Genomic DNA, 17,995 nt, shown 5'->3' with positions numbered 1-17,995 from the left:
TTACGTCTGTCCGCAACGCCCTGCAATAAATAGAAACACTCCTGCCAGTTCATTAGCACACTTCTTATAGTCGCCTGTTGCACGACGGGCTATCCTTGCGCACTTTTCCGGTCCCCACTTTTTTTCATTTTCGCCCGCTTCAAGAAGCAGACAAAAAAGGTATTTGCCCGCTTATGGCCTTACTTAACGACGAAATCCGCGACCATACTGCCGAGTCCGTCCTTTTCGTTCGTCGTGCCGTGATCGCATTTATGGTGGTGATCCTCCTGTCGTCTGCGCTGGTGTTTAACCTGTATCACCTGCAGGTGGGCATGCATGATTTTTATCAGACCCGCTCGAATCAGAATGACATCAAAATGCTGCCGATCGCGCCCAGTCGCGGGTTGATCATGGATCGCAACGGTGTCGTGCTGGCGCAAAATATCACCCTGTACCAGATTGAAGTCATCCCGGGAAAAGTGCCTGATCTCAACGCCACGCTGAATGCGCTGAAACCCATTGTCGATCTGACACAGGACGATCTGGACAGTTTTCACGATGCGATGATCCACGGACGTCGCTTTGCGCAGATCCCTCTGAAGCTGGCGCTGACGGATGTTGAAGTGGCGCGTTTTTCCGTCAATCAGTTTGATTTCCCCGGCGTCTCTATCAGCACCTATCAGCAGCGCCGTTATCCGTACGGTGCGGAACTGGCGCATGTTGTGGGTTATGTTTCGAAGATAAACGACAGAGATGCCAAACGCCTCGAGGCGGAGGGTATCGCTGAGAATTACGCGGCTGACCACGATATCGGTAAGCAGGGCGTTGAAAAATACTATGAAAACATTTTGCATGGTCGCACCGGATATCAGGAAGTCGAGGTCGATAACCACGGTCATGTGGTGCGTTTACTGAAAGAGGTTCCGCCGCAGGCCGGGCAAAATATCTATCTGACGCTTGATCTGGATTTGCAGCAGTACATCGAAAAAGTGCTGAAAGGGCAGCGTGCGGCAGTGGTGGTGATGGATCCGCGTGACGGCGGGATCAAAGCGATGGTCTCCAGCCCGAGTTATGATCCGAACCCGTTTGTGAACGGCATTTCCAGTAAGCAATACAGCGCGTTACTGAAGAACCCGGATCTGCCGCTGATCAACCGTGTGACCCAGGGGCTGTATCCGCCGGCCTCGACGGTGAAACCGTTTATGGCAACATCGGCGCTGTTTGAAGGGGTGATCACGCCACAAACCACGTTCTTTGGTGCGCCGACCTGGACGCTGCCGGGTACAGAACGGCATTACCGCGACTGGCTGAAAACCGGTCACGGCCTGCTGAATGTCACCAAAGCTATCGAAGAGTCCGCTGATACTTTCTTCTACCAGGTGGCCTATGAAATGGGCATCGATCGTATTCATACCTGGCTGAGCAAATTTGGTTACGGGCAGTCGACAGGTATTGATCTCGATGAGCAATATAACGGTGTGCTGCCGAGTCGTGAATGGAAACTGAAGGTACATAAAAAGGGCTGGTATCAGGGCGATACGGTGTCTGTCGGTATCGGTCAGGGCTACTGGGTGGCGACGCCGATCCAGATGGTGCGGGCGCTGAGCGCACTGGTGAACAACGGTAAACTGGAAACGCCTCACCTGTTATATTCCGCCAAAAGCGGCAAAGTGATCACGCCGTATAAAATGCCGCCGACGCAGCAAATCGCTGACCCGAAATCGCCCATCTGGGGCATCGTGAAAAACGGGATGTTCGGGATGGCTAATCTCCCGAATGGTACCGGTTATAAACTTTTCCACACCGCGCCTTATCAGATTGCGGCAAAATCCGGAACATCACAGGTATTCAGTCTGCGCGAAAATCAGGTGTATAACGCCAAAATGACGCCGGTACGTTTGCGCGACCATATTTTCTATACTGCGTTTGCGCCTTATAAACACCCGACGGTGGTGATGGCGCTGATCATGGAAAATGGCGGCGGTGATGGTGTGGTGGCCGGGCCGACCGCGCGGGCGATCCTCGACCATATTTTCCTGCCGCCGCAGGCGGTGATGTGTGATCCGGCCAAAGCGGATAATCCGGCAGACTGCGAACAACCGGTGCCGGCGCCAAATTCACTCGGTTTCAGTGAGCATTGATCCGGGCGTGTGATCAGAGCATTTCAAAGGGCACGTTGTTGAGCCGGGCAACGTGTTTTCCAATCTCTTCCGTGGTCTTCATGTGACCAGCAGGGACTTTACTGTAGTCAGGAGACTGCCTCTTATCGGCGCCTAACACTCTCGTCACCCGGATGCTTTGAGTTGCGGGGAGCCCGTCATAGAGATTCAGACCCTGGCGGCCGATAATCAGTATTTCATTGTGGGTAAATTGATTACGGATCACTTTATCTTGCGTCATGAGAGCCGCGGGGGTCAAAAGTTGCTGATAGCCACCCTCGCATCTGAAGTCACCTACCCCTCTTCCGCTCTGAATGCACTCCACAAGTCCATAGGGCTGGAGCACCCGCCCTTGGGGGTTACATCCTTCCCGTCCGGCATGGTTCATAAACCACACGTCACGCGGGAATGTCCCGAGGATATTTTGTCGGGGGACGTCAAGAACCAGCGCGATGTTGTGATACATCCCTGTGTAACGAAAAGACTCTGTCGTGAATTTTTTAATATCGTTTAAATCAACCAATGATGTGCTGAAGACATCCCAACTATTAAACAGGGAGGCTGCGTCCTGACGGCAGAACGGGCTTTCTTGCAGTTCAAAGGTATGGACCAAAACATGGCGCTCAGGCAGTACGGCCCAGCTTTGCAGTATGGCTGCTTTTTGCAGATTCCGCGCTTTTATTCTATCGCCCCGCTTTTCCCGCTCAGCTAAATACATTGCATGCGGCGATAATGTCGGGGTTTTCTTTTTGAAAAATGGCATGATATCAATCCTGAAATAGTCAATATTTTATTAAGTCTGCTTTCATCGTTATGGTGTTACATCAGGCGGGATCCTGTACTTATCGAAATTCCTTCAAACTATTTCGTATTCTAATTCGTTGATTTCCGCCACTTTAGCGGCGACTGTTTCTGGTGAGCCTGCATAATAGTCATACATGCTGTTACTCTCTGTTGGTTCGGCAACGACTATTTTGCGCACCCGGATCCTTTGTGTTGCCGGCAGACCTGCATATAACTTAACTCCCGGGCGACCAATAATGAGTACCTCATTATGTGATTCGATAGAGCGTGTTTTTTTATCTTCTGACAGAAGCGACTGAGGTGTCAGCAGTCGTTGATATCCACCTTCACAATGGTAATCTTCTTTGCCTTCTCCCCGGAATATCGCCCGACTCAGGGCTGAAGCATCGATAATTCTTCCCGCTGCATAGCCATTTTCACGCCCGATATGATTAGGAAACCAGACGTCAGTCGGATGCGTCCCAAGAATATTTTGCACCGGGACATCCAGAATTAAGGCTGTGGTGCAATACATCCCGGTATAGCGTTTAATTTTGGTTAAGGGTTTAATATCTTTTAAGTCAACCAACGAGGTGCTGATAATATCCCAACTGCTTAAAATAGACTCTGCGCGGTGCTGGCAAAAAGGACTTTCTTCACCCTCAAAGGCATGAACCAGCAAATAGTTTTTCGGCAGGGAACGCCAACTGTTGAGTATTTTTTCCTTATCTCCAGATGAATATTTAATATCCTGCTTTTTAATAAAATGAATTCCTGATTTTTTATGTGAAAACATAATAATCTCGCGGGTAAATTTTAGGGGAATATGGTGAGGAATATAACATATGAGTTTTTTTTAATGACTTAATCACTTCTTAAGAATAATGATATTGCAGTTTCTCTTTAACGGGAGGTATAAGCGGCCGTGAAACCGGCAGATTTTTTCATTGCGTATATTTTCTGCGGCGGAACGCCGTCATCCCCCTGCGAAACAGCGTGTGTCATAAAATGGCGACAATCACGTTATGTGCTGTCGTCATTTGGAGACATTTAATATATTGATAATTAAGCGTTTGAATTACTTCATCGAATACTGTTGGGTTTTGGCGACACTCCGGGTGTTTTTTAAACGGGTTATTGCACGTCGTGCAGATGCCTGAAAACACATTTAAAATAAAAAACCTTTAAATTCATCTGGTTGATAATTAAACTTTAAAGTTGGCACGCATCCTGCTAGAATCGGGCAGTTGCTCATTCACCTGATTATGATTGGCTCACGCGAAAGCGTTGATATGCTCATAATGTCCGAATGACGCCAAAGAAACGGTGCCTATCGTTCACCCGACCGATAATCGTTGCGCAAGCACGTTATCAAACATCGAACGACACGTTGAGTGAGGCACCACCTCTTCCGGTTTGCAGAACATCCGTCAGGATGTTCTGCAACACCAACCCCTCTGAAGTCTGCCTTTTTGTTTCCCAATCCTTTTACATATCCTCTCTGACACTGGCTGTTCAAACCGTTGTCCGCTAGCATGACGTTATCGGTGGTCAATGAGATGAATGCGTTGAAAAGAGGACGTTTATTCCCCGGCTCGTTACGTCAGCTGGTCTTAATGGCTTTCCTGCTGGTGATGCTGCCGTTGCTGGTGCTGGCCTATCAGGCCTATGACAGCCTGGATCAGCTCAGCCGGCAGGCGGCGCGTATCAACCGCACCACGCTGAGTGATGCGCGTCGCAGTGAATCGATGTCCGGCATCGCGCTGGAGATGGAGCGCAGCTACCGCCAGTATTGCGTCCTTGACGATCCGACCCTTTCCCGCCTTTATCAGAATCAGCACAAGCAATATGCCCAGTTGCTGGATGCCCATGCGTCTGTGCTGCCGGATTTACGCTATTACCAGACGTTGCGCACCTTACTGACTCAACTGACACAACCGGCCTGCCTGAATAACTCGCCGGATAAAGATTCCTCTGCACGGCTGGAAAATTTCTCGCGCACCAATGCCGAAATGGTTCAGGCGACGCGGGAAGTGGTGTTCTCGCGCGGACAGCAACTCCAGCGCGCGATTGCCGAACGTGGTCAGTTCTTTGGCTGGCAGGCGCTGGTACTTTTTCTGCTCAGTGGCGCGCTGGTGGTGCTGTTCACCCGCATGATTATCGGGCCGGTGAAAGGTGTTGAACGAATGATCAACCGGCTGGGTGAAGGACGTAATCTGGGCGATGTGACCCGTTTCAAAGGGCCGCGGGAGATCCGCTCGCTGGTGCAGCGCATCGTCTGGCTGAGTGAACGTCTTGCCTGGCTGGAATCACAGCGCCACGAATTCCTGCGCCATATTTCTCATGAACTTAAAACCCCGCTCGCCAGTATGCGTGAAGGCACCGAACTGCTGGCAGATGAAGTGGCCGGGCCGCTGACGCCGGATCAAAAAGAGGTGGTGGCTATCCTCAATAGCAGCAGCCGTCACCTGCAAACGCTGATTGAACAACTGCTCGATTACAACCGCAAGCTGGCTGATGCGCCGACGCTGAGTGTGTTTGTCGATCTTAAAGCGCTGGTGGATGACGTCGTAACGGCTAACAGCCTGCCCGCCCGCGCCAAGAAAATCCGCAGTGAAGTGATTATCGGTGCACCCCGGTGTCTGGCGGAACCGACCTTACTGAGGCGGGTGCTGGATAATCTCTATTCCAATGCGGTGCACTACGGGGCTGAATCCGGTACTATTTGGGTCCGTAGCCGGCAGGAAAACGGACGGGTGATAATCGAGGTGGCGAACACCGGAATACCGATCCCGCAGGCCGAGCGCACGATGATTTTTGAACCTTTTTACCAGGGTAGCCAGCAGAGGAAAGGGGCTGTAAAAGGCAGCGGTCTGGGGTTGAGTATTGCTCAGGACTGTATTCGCCGCATGCATGGAGAGCTGCAACTGGTTGCCGTTGAGGATGCGGACGTCTGTTTTCGTATCGAATTGCCCCTGACGGCTGAGAAGAATGAATAATGATGAAATTTTCAGGCTGGCTGCATGTGCTGTTACGCTGCCGGGTAATCTTATTGAGCATACCGCTGGTGCTTGCAGGCTGCGCGCCGCATTCCGCCAGTAATCCCTATTATCAGCAAGTTTCCGATCAGGTCGTGCCTGACAGCAAAGTGATCGACTTTCGCATTGCGCCCTGTGAAACCCTCTGGGCGCTGGATGACAGCGACGCGCTGACCAATTCGCTGTACTGGTTACGGGCGATGGACTGCGCTGACCGGATGAGTGATGCGCAGGCGCGTTACCAGGCGCAACAGATCCCGGCCACAAGTTGGGAACAGGTGTTTAAACAAAGCATCCTGCTTGCCGGCGCGGATCCCGATCAGCAACAGCGTCGCGCATTGCTGGCGAAAGTGAGCGAGTACCGTGGCCAGATGCCGGGTTCGATTCGCCCGCTGGTGCAGTTATGGCGTGAACGTCAGAATTTGCAGGTGGTGCTGGGGGATGAAAAAGCCCGCAACGCCCGTCAGCAGGTGATGAATGAAGAAAAACTTCAGACGATGATCGCCGGACAGCAGGTGCTGGAAAACAATCTTGCGGATACGCGGCGTAAACTGGAAAACCTGACCGACATTGAGCGTCAGCTTTCCTCGCGTAAACAAATTCAGGGAGATTTGCCGGATAACGACGCCAGCGTACCTGCGAAAGCGACATCCGGTAAGCCGGTCAAACCTGCCGAAACCTATGCGCCGCCCGCTAAGGATCAGAACGCCAAATGACGATACGTAAAGCTGCCAGCTTATTGCTGGTTGATGACGATCCCAGCCTGTTAAAACTGTTGGGCATGCGCCTGACCAGCGAAGGTTTTCGCGTCACCACGGCGGAAAGCGGCGCTGAAGCGTTGCGTTTGCTGCATCGCGAACGTATTGATCTGGTGCTGAGCGATTTGCGCATGGATGAAATGGACGGCATGGCGCTTTTCGCCGAAATCCAGAAATTCCAGCCCGGCATGCCGGTGATCATTCTGACGGCGCACGGTTCTATTCCCGATGCGGTGGCTGCCACCCAGCAGGGCGTATTTGGATTTCTCACCAAGCCGGTTGACCGCGATGCGTTGTATAAAGCTATCGATGAAGCGCTGGCGCAGTCCAGCCCGTCAGTCGATGAAAGCTGGCGCGAATCGATTGTCACCCGCAGCCCGATTATGTTGCGTCTGCTTGAACAGGCCAATATGGTCGCACAGTCTGATGTCAGCGTGCTGATTAACGGCCAAAGCGGCACCGGTAAAGAAGTGCTGGCGCAGGCCATTCACGGTGCCAGCCCGCGCGGCAAGAAAGCCTTTATTGCCATTAACTGTGGCGCATTGCCGGAACAGTTGCTGGAATCCGAATTATTCGGTCATGCCAAAGGGGCGTTTACTGGCGCGGTGAGCAGCCGTGAAGGTCTTTTCCAGGCAGCGACCGGCGGCACGTTATTCCTTGATGAAATCGGCGATATGCCCTTGTCGCTGCAGGTGAAATTGCTGCGCGTGTTGCAGGAACGCAAGGTGCGCCCGCTGGGCAGCAATCAGGATGTCGATGTGGATGTGCGCATTATTTCTGCGACGCACCGTGATTTGCCAAAAGCGATGGAGAAGGGTGAGTTTCGCGAAGACCTGTTTTATCGCCTCAATGTCGTCAGCCTGAAGCTGCCGACGTTGAGTGAAAGATCAGAAGACATTCCGCTGCTGGCCAATCATCTGCTGCGTGTTGCGGCGCAGCGACATAAACCTTTTGTGCGCAGTTTTTCGACGGATGCGCTGAAACGGCTGATGGCTGCCAGCTGGCCGGGCAATGTGCGCCAGTTAGTGAACGTCATCGAGCAATGTGTGGCGCTGACGTCTGCACCGGTGATCAGCGAAGCGCTGGTGCAACAGGCGCTGGAAGGTGAAAATACCGCGCTGCCGACGTTTGCCGATGCACGTAATCAGTTCGAGCTGAATTATCTGCGCAAGTTGCTGCAAATCACCAAAGGCAACGTGACGCAGGCAGCACGTATTGCCGGGCGTAACCGCACCGAGTTTTACAAGTTGCTGTCCCGTCATGAATTAGAAGCGACGGATTTTAAAGAGTAACGGGAATTTACTTTCAGAGGCTTGAGGTACATTCCTGCCGCTGAACTATGATACCTTTAGCGCCTTCGCATGCCTCCGGCATCCGAAACCAGATTGTGAACCATGCTGCCGCTCAGGAAGGCGGAGAGCAAACGAATGATTATAAGGGTCCGCCATGAAAAAGATTGATGCGATTATCAAGCCATTCAAACTCGACGATGTCCGTGAAGCACTGGCTGAAGTCGGGATTACCGGGATGACCGTGACCGAAGTGAAAGGCTTTGGCCGTCAGAAAGGTCACACAGAACTGTACCGTGGTGCGGAATACATGGTCGATTTCCTGCCAAAAGTGAAAATCGAAATTGTCGTGGCGGATGACATCGTGGATACCTGCGTGGAAACTATTATGACCACCGCGCAGACCGGTAAAATCGGCGACGGTAAAATCTTCGTGTTTGATGTGGCGCGTGTGGTGCGTATCCGTACCGGCGAGCAGGACGAAGAAGCGATTTAATGTTTCATCAGGGCGGGTAATACGATGTTACCGGCCCTGAGTTTTTCCTCTGTTATTCCCCGTTTCCTCCTTCCTGTCTTGTTATACCAATCTTTTTTTAACCACATTACTTCTCAACTCTTTGTTTATCCAGTTCTTAGCGGTTAATTCTGTTCATCAGCCCCCAAAGTTCCTCTCCGCCAATAACCACAAAAAATGCTATTTGTTAGTTTTGTGTGAAATTTGTGGGGTTTTTATTGTGACTTCATTGAAAAAGTGAGAGTAAAATCACGTTTGTTGTTATACCAGTTCAGATAACCTGTCAGATACGTTGTAATCACCCACTAAAACAATTCAGGGTGAAAGTATCAGGCGGCCGGAACTGGTGTGGATTGATCTCCGTTGATCGTGGTTTTCACACCCATTCAGAAGGCTTTGCAATGTCACAACCAGAAAAACCCATACGCATTTCCCGGCGCGTATTTTTAGGGGGCGCACTGGCGGCGCTTTCCGTTCCGTTGATGAATAAGCTGCTGCTCAGCCCGGTCTATGCCGCGCCGGTTGCCGGTTTGTCACAGGCAAAACAGGATTTCACCCAACTCTCGCTGTATCTGACCGGTCACGACCGGCTGGACCTGGCCCTTTCTGAACGTTATTACCAGACGATGTTAGCGCTGTATCCGGACTTCACCGCGCAGGTTCAGGCGTTGCAGGCGTTTATTACGGCGAATCACATTGATGCCGCTGAACTGCAAAAAGCGCTCGATGCACAGCAGCCCGCGCTGGCGAAATTGCCGCGCAGCATTCTTCAGGCGTGGTATCTCGGTGTGGTCGGCGATGGCAAACAGGCGGTTTGTCTGGCGTATGAAAATGCGCTGATGAATGTTGCGGTTCGCGATCACCTCAATCCGCCGAGTTATGCCTACGGCGCTTACGGCACCTGGGCAAAACAGCCTGTCTGAAAATAACGTTCAAAAAGGGTTAAACAATGAGTGAACAACTTTCCGCTGACGTCGTCGTCATCGGCTCGGGGATCTGCGGCTCGCTGGTCGCACAGCGTCTGGCAAAACAGGGCATCTCCGTCATTATTCTCGAATCCGGCCCGCGTATTGATCGCGGTACGCTGACTGAAAACTTCCGTAATTCGCCGCGCAAAAAAGACTTTATGTCGCCATATCCGTACTCGGACTGGTCACCGCATCCGGTATATAAACCGGAAGATAATGATTATCTGCAACAGCAGGGGCCGTATCCTTTCCCGGCGGAATACATCCGCATTATGGGCGGCACGACCTGGCACTGGGCGGCGCAGGCATGGCGTGTTCTGCCTAATGATATGAAGATTAAAACACTGTACGGCGTCGGGCGTGACTGGCCGTTGTCGTACGAAGAGCTGGAACCGTTTTATTACGAAGCCGAAGTGAAAATGGGCGTGTCCGGTGCGCCGAATAACGGTTCACCGCGCAGCCAGCCCTTCCCGATGGAACCGGTCGCTGAATCCTGGCTGCAACAGCGTTTCCGCGAGCGTCTGGCACCGGGCGGTTATGAGGTGATCGTTAACACCACCGCCCGTAACAGCCGTAACTATGACGGCCGTCCTGCCTGCTGTGGTAACAACAACTGCATGCCGATTTGCCCGATTGACGCGCAATATCACGGCGGCATCGCCGCGCAGGCGGCTGAAGCGGCGGGTGCAAAACTGATCACCAGCGCGGTGGTTTACCGTCTGGAGCATGATGAGAAAGGCCGTATTGTTGCCGCGCATTATTACGACCCGGATAAAGGCGAACATAAAGTTACGGCGAAAAACTTTGTGCTGGCGGCGAACGGCATCGAAAGTCCGAAACTGCTGCTGATCTCCGCCAGCGATAAATATCCTGACGGGCTGGCAAACAGTTCCGGCACCGTCGGGCGTCATCTGATGGATCACCCGAGTAACTCACTGACCTTCGAAACCGAAGAACCGTTGTGGGCGGGGCGCGGGCCAATGAGTCCGGCGTCTATCAACAGCCTGCGCGACGGCGATTTCCGTAAAGATTACGCCTCGTTCCGTATCGATATCGCCAACTCATCTCAGGTGCAGTCGGTAACGCAAGATCTGCTGGCGGAAGGCGTTTACGGCATCAGCCTGGATAACGAAATTCGTCGCCGTGCCTCGCACCAGACCAGCCTGAAAAACGTGATGGAGCAGTTGCCGAATTACGATAACCGCATCATTCTCAGCGACAAAAAAGACAAACTGGGTATCCCGAAACCGGCAGCGATTTACCACATGGACGATTATGTGCATCGCGGTATGGCGCGCGCAGTGAAGGAATATACCGAGATCGCCAGACTGATGGGCGGCACCAATTTGCGCTTCAGCAAGCCGGGCGTTTATGGCAACAACCAGCATATTACCGGCACGATGAGCATGGGGCATGACCCGAAAGATTCCGTGGTGGATGCGTTCGGACGTACTCATGACCATGAAAATCTGTTCATCACCAGTACCGGTGTCATGCCGACCTCGGCCACGGTCAATTCGACGCTGACCGCTGTCGCACTGGCGTTACGCACTGCTGATCATCTTGCCAAAACTGCGCTATAGGCTGACTGACATGACTCTGAATCGTTTAACTCAAAAACGTCTGACGGGCGCGTTGCTGGCCTTTGGCCTGAGCCTGACGGCGGGCACAGCTTATGCCGCGTTATCGCCGGAACAGGATGCGCTGATCAGGAAAGGCGAATATGTCGCGGTCGCCGGGGACTGCGTGGCCTGTCACTCCACCGAAGGCGGCAAACCGTTCGCCGGTGGCCTCGGACTGGCAACGCCACTGGGCACTATTTACTCGAGCAACATTACACCGTCTAAAAAAGACGGTATCGGCAATTACACGCTGGAGCAATTTGAACACGCGGTGCGTGATGGCGTGCGCGGTGATGGTGCGAATCTGTATCCGGCGATGCCGTACACCTCGTATGCCAAAATCAGCGATGACGACATGAAAGCGCTGTACGCCTACTTTATGCAGGGCGTGGAGCCGGTGGATGTGCCGTCAACGCCGACGGCGCTGCCGTTCCCGTTCAACGTGCGTTTGTCGATGGCAGGCTGGAATTTACTGTTCCTCGAAAAAGGCGCGTTTAAAGCCGATCCGTCGAAAAGCGATCAGGTCAACCGTGGCGCGTATCTCGGCGAGGCACTGGCGCACTGCAGCACCTGCCATACGCCGCGTAATGCGCTGATGGCCGAGCAGGGCGATAAAGCGCTGGGCGGCAGCAGTCTGGGCACCTGGTTCGCGCCGAACATTACGTCGGATGCGGTCAGCGGGATTGGCAACTGGAGCACCGGTGAGATCGCCGGTTACCTGAAAACCGGTCACGCGCCGGGTAAAGCACAGGCGGCAGGGCCGATGGCGGAAGCGATCGACCATAGCCTCAGCCATCTGAGTGACAGCGATTTGCAGGCAATTGCCGTCTGGCTGAAACAGACCACGCCGGTCAGTCAGCAAGGGCAGGCGAGAGCCGCAGACCAGTTCGGATCACCGGCAAATTATGCCGATACTTTGCGTGGTGTTCCGCGTCCGGCTGATGCCGATAAAATGACTGGCTGGCAGGTTTATGACGGCTATTGTGCCAGTTGCCATCAGCCCGACGGCCGTGGCAGCAAGGACGGTGGCCTGCCGTCGCTGATCAATAATACAGCGCTCGGGCACCTGAACAGCGACAACCTGGTGATGGCGATTCTGCATGGCGTGCAGCGCGGGCCGGAAAGCAAAGATGTCGCGATGCCAGCGTTTGAGCATTTACTGTCGGATACGCAGGTCGCTACGCTGAGCAATCAGTGTTGCGGCAGTTTGGTAACGATCAGGCGAAAGTGACATCTGACCGCGTGAAAGAATTGCGTGCAGGTGGCAAACCTTCGCCGTTGCTTGAACTGGCGCACTGGGGCATGGGCATTGCGGGACTGGTGGTTATCCTGCTGATTGCGCTGTTCTTTGTACGTCGCCGACGTCGTCATTAATCTGTACTGAACAGCAATAAAAAAGGCTGACATTCTGTGTCAGCCTTTTCTTTTCGTGCAGGGATTAAAGGACTTTGTGCGGACCGAAACATTCGTAATGAATGTTGGCTTCGCTGATGTTCATCGCCAGCAGTTGTTTCGCTGCAAACTGCATAAAGCCGACCGGACCGCACAGGTAGAAATGCATCGCCGGATCGCTCAGCTGTGCGCTGACTTTGCTCAGATCCATCAGCCCTTCATACTGAAAATCTTCACCGGGTAAATCATTCGCCTGTGGCCGGTTATACCAGACATGGCTTTCCAGTTGCGGCAGGTTTTTCTGCGCGCTTGTCACTTCACCGGCAAATGCGTGCACGGCACCGTTTTCAGCCGCGTGCAGCCATTGTACCGGCGCATGATGTCCGCGTTCTGCCAGCGTATTGAGCATACCCAACATCGGCGTCTGACCAACACCTGCAGAAATCAGCGCCACCGGCGTGGTATCGCTGATATCCATAAAGAAATCACCGTGAGGGGCAGCAAGATGAATGATGTCGCCCGGCTGCGCAAAATTATGCAGGAAGTTGGATACGGCACCTTGCCCTTCGCGTTTTACCGCGATGCGGTAGGTTTTGCCGTTCGGTGCCTGGGTCAGGGAATACTGGCGGATTTCCTGATTTTCCAGTGAGGCATCGCGGATATATACCGCCAGATATTGCCCCGGCTGGAAGTCGGCCACCGGTTTACCGTCGACAGGTTCCAGCAGGAAAGAGGTAATCAGCTCACTCTGCGGTTGTTTTTCGGCGATGCGGAATTCACGCGTGCCGCGCCAGCCACCCGTTTTTTCTGCGCTGTCCTGATAAATCTCGGTTTCACGGTTAATAAACACATTCGCCAGCACGCCATAGGCTTTGCCCCATGCATCCAGCACTTCCTGACCCGGACTGAACATTTCATCCAGCGTTGCCAGCAGGTGAGCGCCGACAATATTGTATTGTTCAGGCTGGATGGTGAAGCTGGTGTGTTTTTGCGCGATGCGTTCCACTGCAGGCAGCAGCGCCGCCAGATTTTCAATATTAGCGGCATAAGCGCAGATGGCATCAAACAGCGCCTGACGCTGATCGCCGTTGCGCTGGTTGCTCATATTGAAGATGTCTTTCAGTTCGGGATTATGCGCGAACATACGGTCATAAAAGTGTGCGGTCAGTTTCGGACCGGTCGCAGCGAGCAAAGGAATAGTGGATTTAATGGTGGCGATAGTGGCTGAATCAAGCATGGTGAACACCTTGTCTGTGATGATTTTATTTAAACATGTATTTTAAATGCATCTTATATAAACCCACTATTTCTGTAAACACCCCCTAAAGGGGTAAGGGCTTTTCCCGACAGGGGCTGAGTCACAAAGCTGAAATTTGTACATGTTCAGGTGAATATTTATCCCTTGATTATGGACAGATGTTCGCAGATCAAAGCCTTGCTGTATCTGGAGCCAATCGTTTGCCTAAAAACCTCAAACTGACCCTATCCGAAGGCCGCTTAAACATTTACACTGTGGCGCAGAACCCGGAAGGGGCGTTTATTTTTAGTTTGTTGAGTCAGGAGATGCGGATGTTAAAGCGTGAAATGAACATTGCCGATTATGATGCTGAGCTGTGGGCAGCAATGGAAAAAGAAGTTGTTCGTCAGGAAGAACATATCGAGCTGATTGCGTCAGAAAACTATACCAGCCCGCGTGTCATGCAGGCTCAGGGTTCGCAACTGACCAACAAATATGCAGAAGGCTACCCGGGCAAACGTTATTACGGTGGCTGTGAGTACGTCGACATCGTTGAACAACTGGCTATCGACCGTGCAAAAGAATTGTTCGGTGCAGATTTCGCCAACGTTCAGCCGCACTCCGGCTCACAGGCAAACTTCGCGGTGTATACCGCACTGCTGCAACCGGGCGACACCATTCTGGGGATGAACCTTGGCCATGGCGGTCACCTGACGCACGGTTCACCGGTTAACCTTTCCGGTAAACTGTATAACGTGGTGCCTTATGGTATCGACGAAAGCGGCGACATCGATTACGAAGACGTGAAACGTCAGGCCGAACTGCACAAACCAAAAATGATCATCGGCGGCTTCTCTGCATTCTCCGGTATCGTTGACTGGGCAAAAATGCGTGAAATCGCCGACAGCGTTGGCGCTTACTTCTTCGTTGACATGGCACACGTTGCCGGTCTGATTGCTGCGGGCGTTTACCCGAACCCGGTTCCACACGCACACATCGTGACCACCACCACGCACAAAACGCTGGCTGGCCCACGCGGCGGTCTGATTCTGGCGAAAGGCGGCGACGAAGAGTTCTACAAAAAACTGAACTCTGCTGTCTTCCCGGGTGGTCAGGGCGGCCCGCTGATGCACGTGATTGCCGGTAAAGCGGTAGCACTGAAAGAAGCGATGGAACCTGAGTTCAAAGCTTACCAACAGCAGGTGGCTAAAAATGCACAGGCAATGGTGGCTGTAGTTCTGGAACGCGGCTACAAAGTGGTTTCCGGCGGTACGCACAACCACCTGTTCCTGATGGATCTGGTCGATAAGAATCTGACCGGTAAAGAAGCCGATGCCGCTCTGGGTCGCGCTAACATCACTGTGAACAAAAACAGCGTACCTAACGATCCGAAGAGCCCGTTTGTGACCTCTGGTGTGCGTATCGGTACCCCGGCTGTGACCCGTCGTGGTTTCAAAGAAGCTGAAGTGCGCGAACTGGCTGGCTGGATCTGTGACGTGCTGGACAACGTGAACGACGAAGCAACGATCGAACGCGTTAAACAGAAAGTTCTCGACATCTGTGCACGTTTCCCGGTTTACGCGTAATATTTGCGAAGCCGTTAAGCTGCTAAAACCCGCTACGGCGGGTTTTTTTATGGGCATGTATCAGAATTTGTGAGCTGGCAGACATTACGGGAGTATGAAAGCGTCTGCGGATTGCTAGCGATTGTGAGCTTTGTCAAAGTATTGGCCTCACACCGGAGGATTTATGGAATTGCGTTCCACGCGCTGGCTTGCACTCAGTTATTTCACCTATTTTTTCAGTTACGGTATTTTTCTTCCTTTCTGGGGCCTGTGGCTTAAAGGTGAGGGGATCTCCTCCGAAAGCATCGGCTTGTTGCTGGGTGCGGGTCTGGTCGCCCGTTTTCTCGGCACGTTAATCATTTCTCCGTCCATCAAAGACCCGTCTTACCTCATCACCGGTTTGCGTATTCTGGCGCTGCTTACGCTGGCGTTTGCCGTCGGGTTCTGGTTTGGCAACGGCTGGGCTTGGCTGATGATCAACATTGCCGGTTTCAGTCTGTTTTTCGGTCCGCTGGTGCCGCTGACCGATGCGCTGGCAGGCACGTTGCAACGCCAGATCAATATGGATTACGGCAAGGTGCGTGTCTGGGGCTCCATTGCCTTCGTGATTGGATCGGCGGTGACCGGCAAGCTGGTTGAGGTCTACGGTCATAAGGCGATTTTGTACACACTGACCGCAGGCGTGGCCGCGATGTTGCTCGGTATGTTGCTGCGCCCGAGCGTGAAGCCGGTGGGAGAGCCGCGTACCAGCGGTGCGCCGGGTATTTCGTGGAAAGCGTTGCTTGGCGAAAAACCAGTCTGGCGTTTCCTGTTATGTGTGACGCTGTTGCAGGGCGCCCATGCGGCGTATTACGGTTTCAGTGCAATTTACTGGCAGGATGTGGGCTATTCTTCCACGACCATCGGCTATTTGTGGTCGCTGGGCGTCGTGGCGGAAGTGCTGGTCTTTACCTTTAGCAAACAGCTGTTCAGCCGCTGGTCAGCGCGGGATCTGCTGCTGCTTTCGGCCGTGTGTGGCGTGGTGCGCTGGGGAATGATGGGTGCGTTTACCGCGTTGCCGTGGCTGATTGTGATGCAGATTCTGCACTGTGGCACGTTTACGGTTTGTCATCTGGCGGGCATGCGATTTATCGCTGCACGACCACGTGATCAGGTGATCCGCCTGCAATCGGTGTATTCCGCACTGGCGATGGGGGGCGGCGTGGCCGTGATGACCATGGTATCCGGTTTCCTGTTCGAACATCTGCATGCCGGATTGTTCTGGGTGATGGCGCTGCTGGCGGTGCCGGCGATTTTCCTGCGTCCGGTGGTTACGCCGTCAGCGCCGGTGACGTCAGCCCGTTAGGGGGCTTCGAGCAGCGAGCGGATACGTTTACGCTGCTCTTTGGCCAGCGGTAGTTGCGTGTGGATCACCAGCGGGTCGGCGTCGGTGCTGCGGGTGGCGTAAGGGGTGACAATCAGCGCTACGCCACTCGGCGCACCAAATTTATAGAAATCCGCCAGCGTCTGATATTTAATGTTCAGCGGCAGCAGCGTCGCTTCGCGAATTTGCTGCTCGACCGCTTCTTCCAGCTGCGGATTGTCGTGCGTCAGCAGCAAAATTTGTTTTTCCTGCAAGGCATTACCCTGCATCAGCCACGCGCCGAAAGTGATCGCCACCAGCCCGATTTCATCCTCAGAAAGCGTAATCAGATATTCGTGTTCGAAACCCTGCAACGCCTCGCGGGTGGTTCGCACCAGACGCGGATACATGCGGTTCACTTCTTCCTGCATCAGATTGTCGATGCCGATGCCAAAATGACAGCGTTCGATCGCCGGGCCCAGATGGGCGAAAAGCTGGCCGACCAGCCCTTCGTAACTGCTGAATTTCATCCCGGCGATATCCTGAAAACGCGCCACCATATTTTCAATTTCTAATAACAGCCGCTGATCTTCCGTCGAACCGGAACTCTGATAACTGTGGATTTTCAGCATGCGTAACATCAGGGTGAAAAACTCACATTCGCACTCATCCAGCCGGCCGTTGCTGAGTTCCTGTAACTGAATAAACAGTTCGCGGGCGGCAGGATATTCGGGCTTTTCGCGCAGCCAGCGACGCTGTTGTTCGGTGAAGCGTAAGCCGGTCGGGCCATTGTTTTGCCACAGACAGTATTGCAGGCAGATGAGCATCAGCTGGCGGTCGTGTCCGCTCAGGGGTTTGGGTAATAACGCGCCGCAGTCTTCCAGCATCATGCCAAGAATGTCGGTGCGCAGAGCAGCCTTCGGGCAGGCCTGGCCTTCGAAGGCAATATGCAGCCAGGGAATAAAATGGCGGGAAACGAAGTCCGGTGAAATGCGCAATGTACGGCGCAAGCCCTGAAATAAACACAGCCTTTGAGCGAGCGTATCGCCCTGAATGCGGCATTCTTTTTCGCTGTACTGCAGCACATCAAGCTGGTGGATCCGCTGAATTTCGCAGGTCACTTCCGCCAGATCTTCCCACGTCATGTCTAGCCCGACGCCGTTAATTTCGCTGATGATCTCCAGCTGAACCGCCGTCAGCGGCGCGTACAGCATCAGCAACACGTGGCAACGGCGTTGCGTAGCGGAAAGCGCAGGGGAGGGCTGTTTTTCTGGATTCATATCACCTGCCGAAAAGGTATCGCCTGAAATTATTAGTCAAGCATAGCAAAGCGAATGCCCGCAATAAGG

13 protein-coding genes and 1 pseudogene are annotated in these 17,995 nt (G+C 53.2%); 10 read left to right on the top strand and 4 right to left on the bottom strand.

Annotation, left to right across the window (positions count from 1 at the left end; genetic code table 11):
• Positions 1 to 173 precede the first annotated feature (173 nt).
• Positions 174 to 2,120 (top strand): peptidoglycan DD-transpeptidase MrdA2, encoded by a 1,947-nt coding sequence (mrdA2, locus tag ABIC79_RS06610; RefSeq protein ID WP_013574345.1) that lies wholly within the window; start codon positions 174 to 176, stop codon positions 2,118 to 2,120.
• Positions 2,121 to 2,133: 13 nt separating this feature from the next.
• Here the strand turns inward: mrdA2 and ABIC79_RS06605 are convergent, their stop codons facing one another.
• Together ABIC79_RS06605 and ABIC79_RS06600 are read right to left on the bottom strand one after the other, a co-directional pair.
• Positions 2,134 to 2,901: a hypothetical protein gene (locus ABIC79_RS06605; RefSeq protein ID WP_013574346.1), complete on the bottom strand. Its 768-nt coding sequence runs from the start codon at positions 2,899 to 2,901 to the stop codon at positions 2,134 to 2,136.
• Between the two features lie 93 nt (positions 2,902 to 2,994).
• The gene (locus tag ABIC79_RS06600) at positions 2,995 to 3,717 is read right to left on the bottom strand and encodes a hypothetical protein (protein WP_354566644.1); all 723 of its coding nucleotides are present in this window, start codon (positions 3,715 to 3,717) and stop codon (positions 2,995 to 2,997) included.
• A 763-nt stretch (positions 3,718 to 4,480) separates the two neighbouring features.
• Between ABIC79_RS06600 and ABIC79_RS06595 the strand changes: the two genes are divergently transcribed.
• From ABIC79_RS06595 to ABIC79_RS06565, 7 genes and pseudogenes are all read left to right on the top strand, one after another.
• On the top strand, positions 4,481 to 5,920 hold the full coding sequence (locus ABIC79_RS06595) for a sensor histidine kinase (RefSeq protein WP_015689470.1): 1,440 nt from the start codon (positions 4,481 to 4,483) through the stop codon (positions 5,918 to 5,920).
• Positions 5,920 to 6,675, top strand: coding sequence for a two-component system QseEF-associated lipoprotein QseG (gene qseG / locus ABIC79_RS06590; RefSeq protein ID WP_013574349.1), 756 nt, complete (start codon positions 5,920 to 5,922; stop codon positions 6,673 to 6,675). The genes ABIC79_RS06595 and qseG overlap by 1 nt, the downstream gene beginning before the upstream one ends.
• The gene (gene glrR / locus ABIC79_RS06585) at positions 6,672 to 8,009 is read left to right on the top strand and encodes a two-component system response regulator GlrR (protein ID WP_013574350.1); all 1,338 of its coding nucleotides are present in this window, start codon (positions 6,672 to 6,674) and stop codon (positions 8,007 to 8,009) included. The genes qseG and glrR overlap by 4 nt, the downstream gene beginning before the upstream one ends.
• Positions 8,010 to 8,163: 154 nt before the next feature.
• On the top strand, positions 8,164 to 8,502 hold the full coding sequence (gene glnB, locus ABIC79_RS06580; RefSeq protein ID WP_013574351.1) for a nitrogen regulatory protein P-II: 339 nt from the start codon (positions 8,164 to 8,166) through the stop codon (positions 8,500 to 8,502).
• A gap of 419 nt (positions 8,503 to 8,921) precedes the next feature.
• On the top strand, positions 8,922 to 9,443 hold the full coding sequence (locus ABIC79_RS06575) for a sorbitol dehydrogenase family protein (protein ID WP_013574352.1): 522 nt from the start codon (positions 8,922 to 8,924) through the stop codon (positions 9,441 to 9,443).
• Between the two features lie 26 nt (positions 9,444 to 9,469).
• Positions 9,470 to 11,071 carry a GMC family oxidoreductase gene (locus ABIC79_RS06570; protein ID WP_013574353.1) on the top strand — a complete coding sequence of 534 codons (1,602 nt, stop codon included), beginning with the start codon at positions 9,470 to 9,472 and terminating at the stop codon, positions 11,069 to 11,071.
• A gap of 10 nt (positions 11,072 to 11,081) precedes the next feature.
• A pseudogene (locus tag ABIC79_RS06565) lies at positions 11,082 to 12,484 on the top strand (cytochrome c).
• A 64-nt stretch (positions 12,485 to 12,548) separates the two neighbouring features.
• On the opposite strand, the gene hmpA reads toward ABIC79_RS06565, so the two are convergent.
• On the bottom strand, positions 12,549 to 13,739 hold the full coding sequence (gene hmpA, locus ABIC79_RS06555) for an NO-inducible flavohemoprotein (protein ID WP_112151292.1): 1,191 nt from the start codon (positions 13,737 to 13,739) through the stop codon (positions 12,549 to 12,551).
• 332 nt (positions 13,740 to 14,071) lie between these two features.
• On the opposite strand from hmpA, the gene glyA reads away from it, so the two are divergent.
• Together glyA and ABIC79_RS06545 are read left to right on the top strand one after the other, a co-directional pair.
• Entirely contained in the window at positions 14,072 to 15,325 is a 1,254-nt protein-coding gene (gene glyA, locus ABIC79_RS06550) for a serine hydroxymethyltransferase (protein ID WP_015689472.1), read from the top strand.
• Between the two features lie 163 nt (positions 15,326 to 15,488).
• Positions 15,489 to 16,649, top strand: a complete 1,161-nt coding sequence (locus ABIC79_RS06545) for a 3-phenylpropionate MFS transporter (protein ID WP_013574357.1) — start codon at positions 15,489 to 15,491, stop codon at positions 16,647 to 16,649.
• On the opposite strand, the gene csiE is transcribed toward ABIC79_RS06545, so the two are convergent.
• Entirely contained in the window at positions 16,646 to 17,926 is a 1,281-nt protein-coding gene (csiE, locus tag ABIC79_RS06540) for a stationary phase inducible protein CsiE (RefSeq protein WP_013574358.1), read from the bottom strand. The two genes, ABIC79_RS06545 and csiE, sit on opposite strands and share 4 nt — an antisense overlap.
• Positions 17,927 to 17,995: the final 69 nt, after the last annotated feature.

Source organism: Rahnella sp. 2050 (assembly GCF_040544515.1).
Classification (GTDB): domain Bacteria; phylum Pseudomonadota; class Gammaproteobacteria; order Enterobacterales; family Enterobacteriaceae; genus Rahnella; species Rahnella aceris.
The sequence above is the reverse complement of the archived record's forward strand: the minus strand, read 5'-3'. Positions and strand labels throughout refer to the sequence as shown.

Bases quoted from the DNA above. Each gene is read 5' to 3' on its own strand.
- csiE (WP_013574358.1), bottom strand. From the start codon at position 17,926: ATGAATCCAGAAAAACAGCCCTCCCCTGCGCTTTCCGCTACGCAACGC.
- ABIC79_RS06575 (WP_013574352.1), top strand. From the start codon at position 8,922: ATGTCACAACCAGAAAAACCCATACGCATTTCCCGGCGCGTATTTTTA.
- glnB (WP_013574351.1), top strand. From the start codon at position 8,164: ATGAAAAAGATTGATGCGATTATCAAGCCATTCAAACTCGACGATGTC.
- hmpA (WP_112151292.1), bottom strand. From the start codon at position 13,739: ATGCTTGATTCAGCCACTATCGCCACCATTAAATCCACTATTCCTTTG.
- ABIC79_RS06570 (WP_013574353.1), top strand. From the start codon at position 9,470: ATGAGTGAACAACTTTCCGCTGACGTCGTCGTCATCGGCTCGGGGATC.
- ABIC79_RS06600 (WP_354566644.1), bottom strand. From the start codon at position 3,717: ATGTTTTCACATAAAAAATCAGGAATTCATTTTATTAAAAAGCAGGAT.
- ABIC79_RS06605 (WP_013574346.1), bottom strand. From the start codon at position 2,901: ATGCCATTTTTCAAAAAGAAAACCCCGACATTATCGCCGCATGCAATG.
- glrR (WP_013574350.1), top strand. From the start codon at position 6,672: ATGACGATACGTAAAGCTGCCAGCTTATTGCTGGTTGATGACGATCCC.
- ABIC79_RS06545 (WP_013574357.1), top strand. From the start codon at position 15,489: ATGGAATTGCGTTCCACGCGCTGGCTTGCACTCAGTTATTTCACCTAT.
- ABIC79_RS06595 (WP_015689470.1), top strand. From the start codon at position 4,481: ATGAATGCGTTGAAAAGAGGACGTTTATTCCCCGGCTCGTTACGTCAG.
- mrdA2 (WP_013574345.1), top strand. From the start codon at position 174: ATGGCCTTACTTAACGACGAAATCCGCGACCATACTGCCGAGTCCGTC.
- glyA (WP_015689472.1), top strand. From the start codon at position 14,072: ATGTTAAAGCGTGAAATGAACATTGCCGATTATGATGCTGAGCTGTGG.
- qseG (WP_013574349.1), top strand. From the start codon at position 5,920: ATGATGAAATTTTCAGGCTGGCTGCATGTGCTGTTACGCTGCCGGGTA.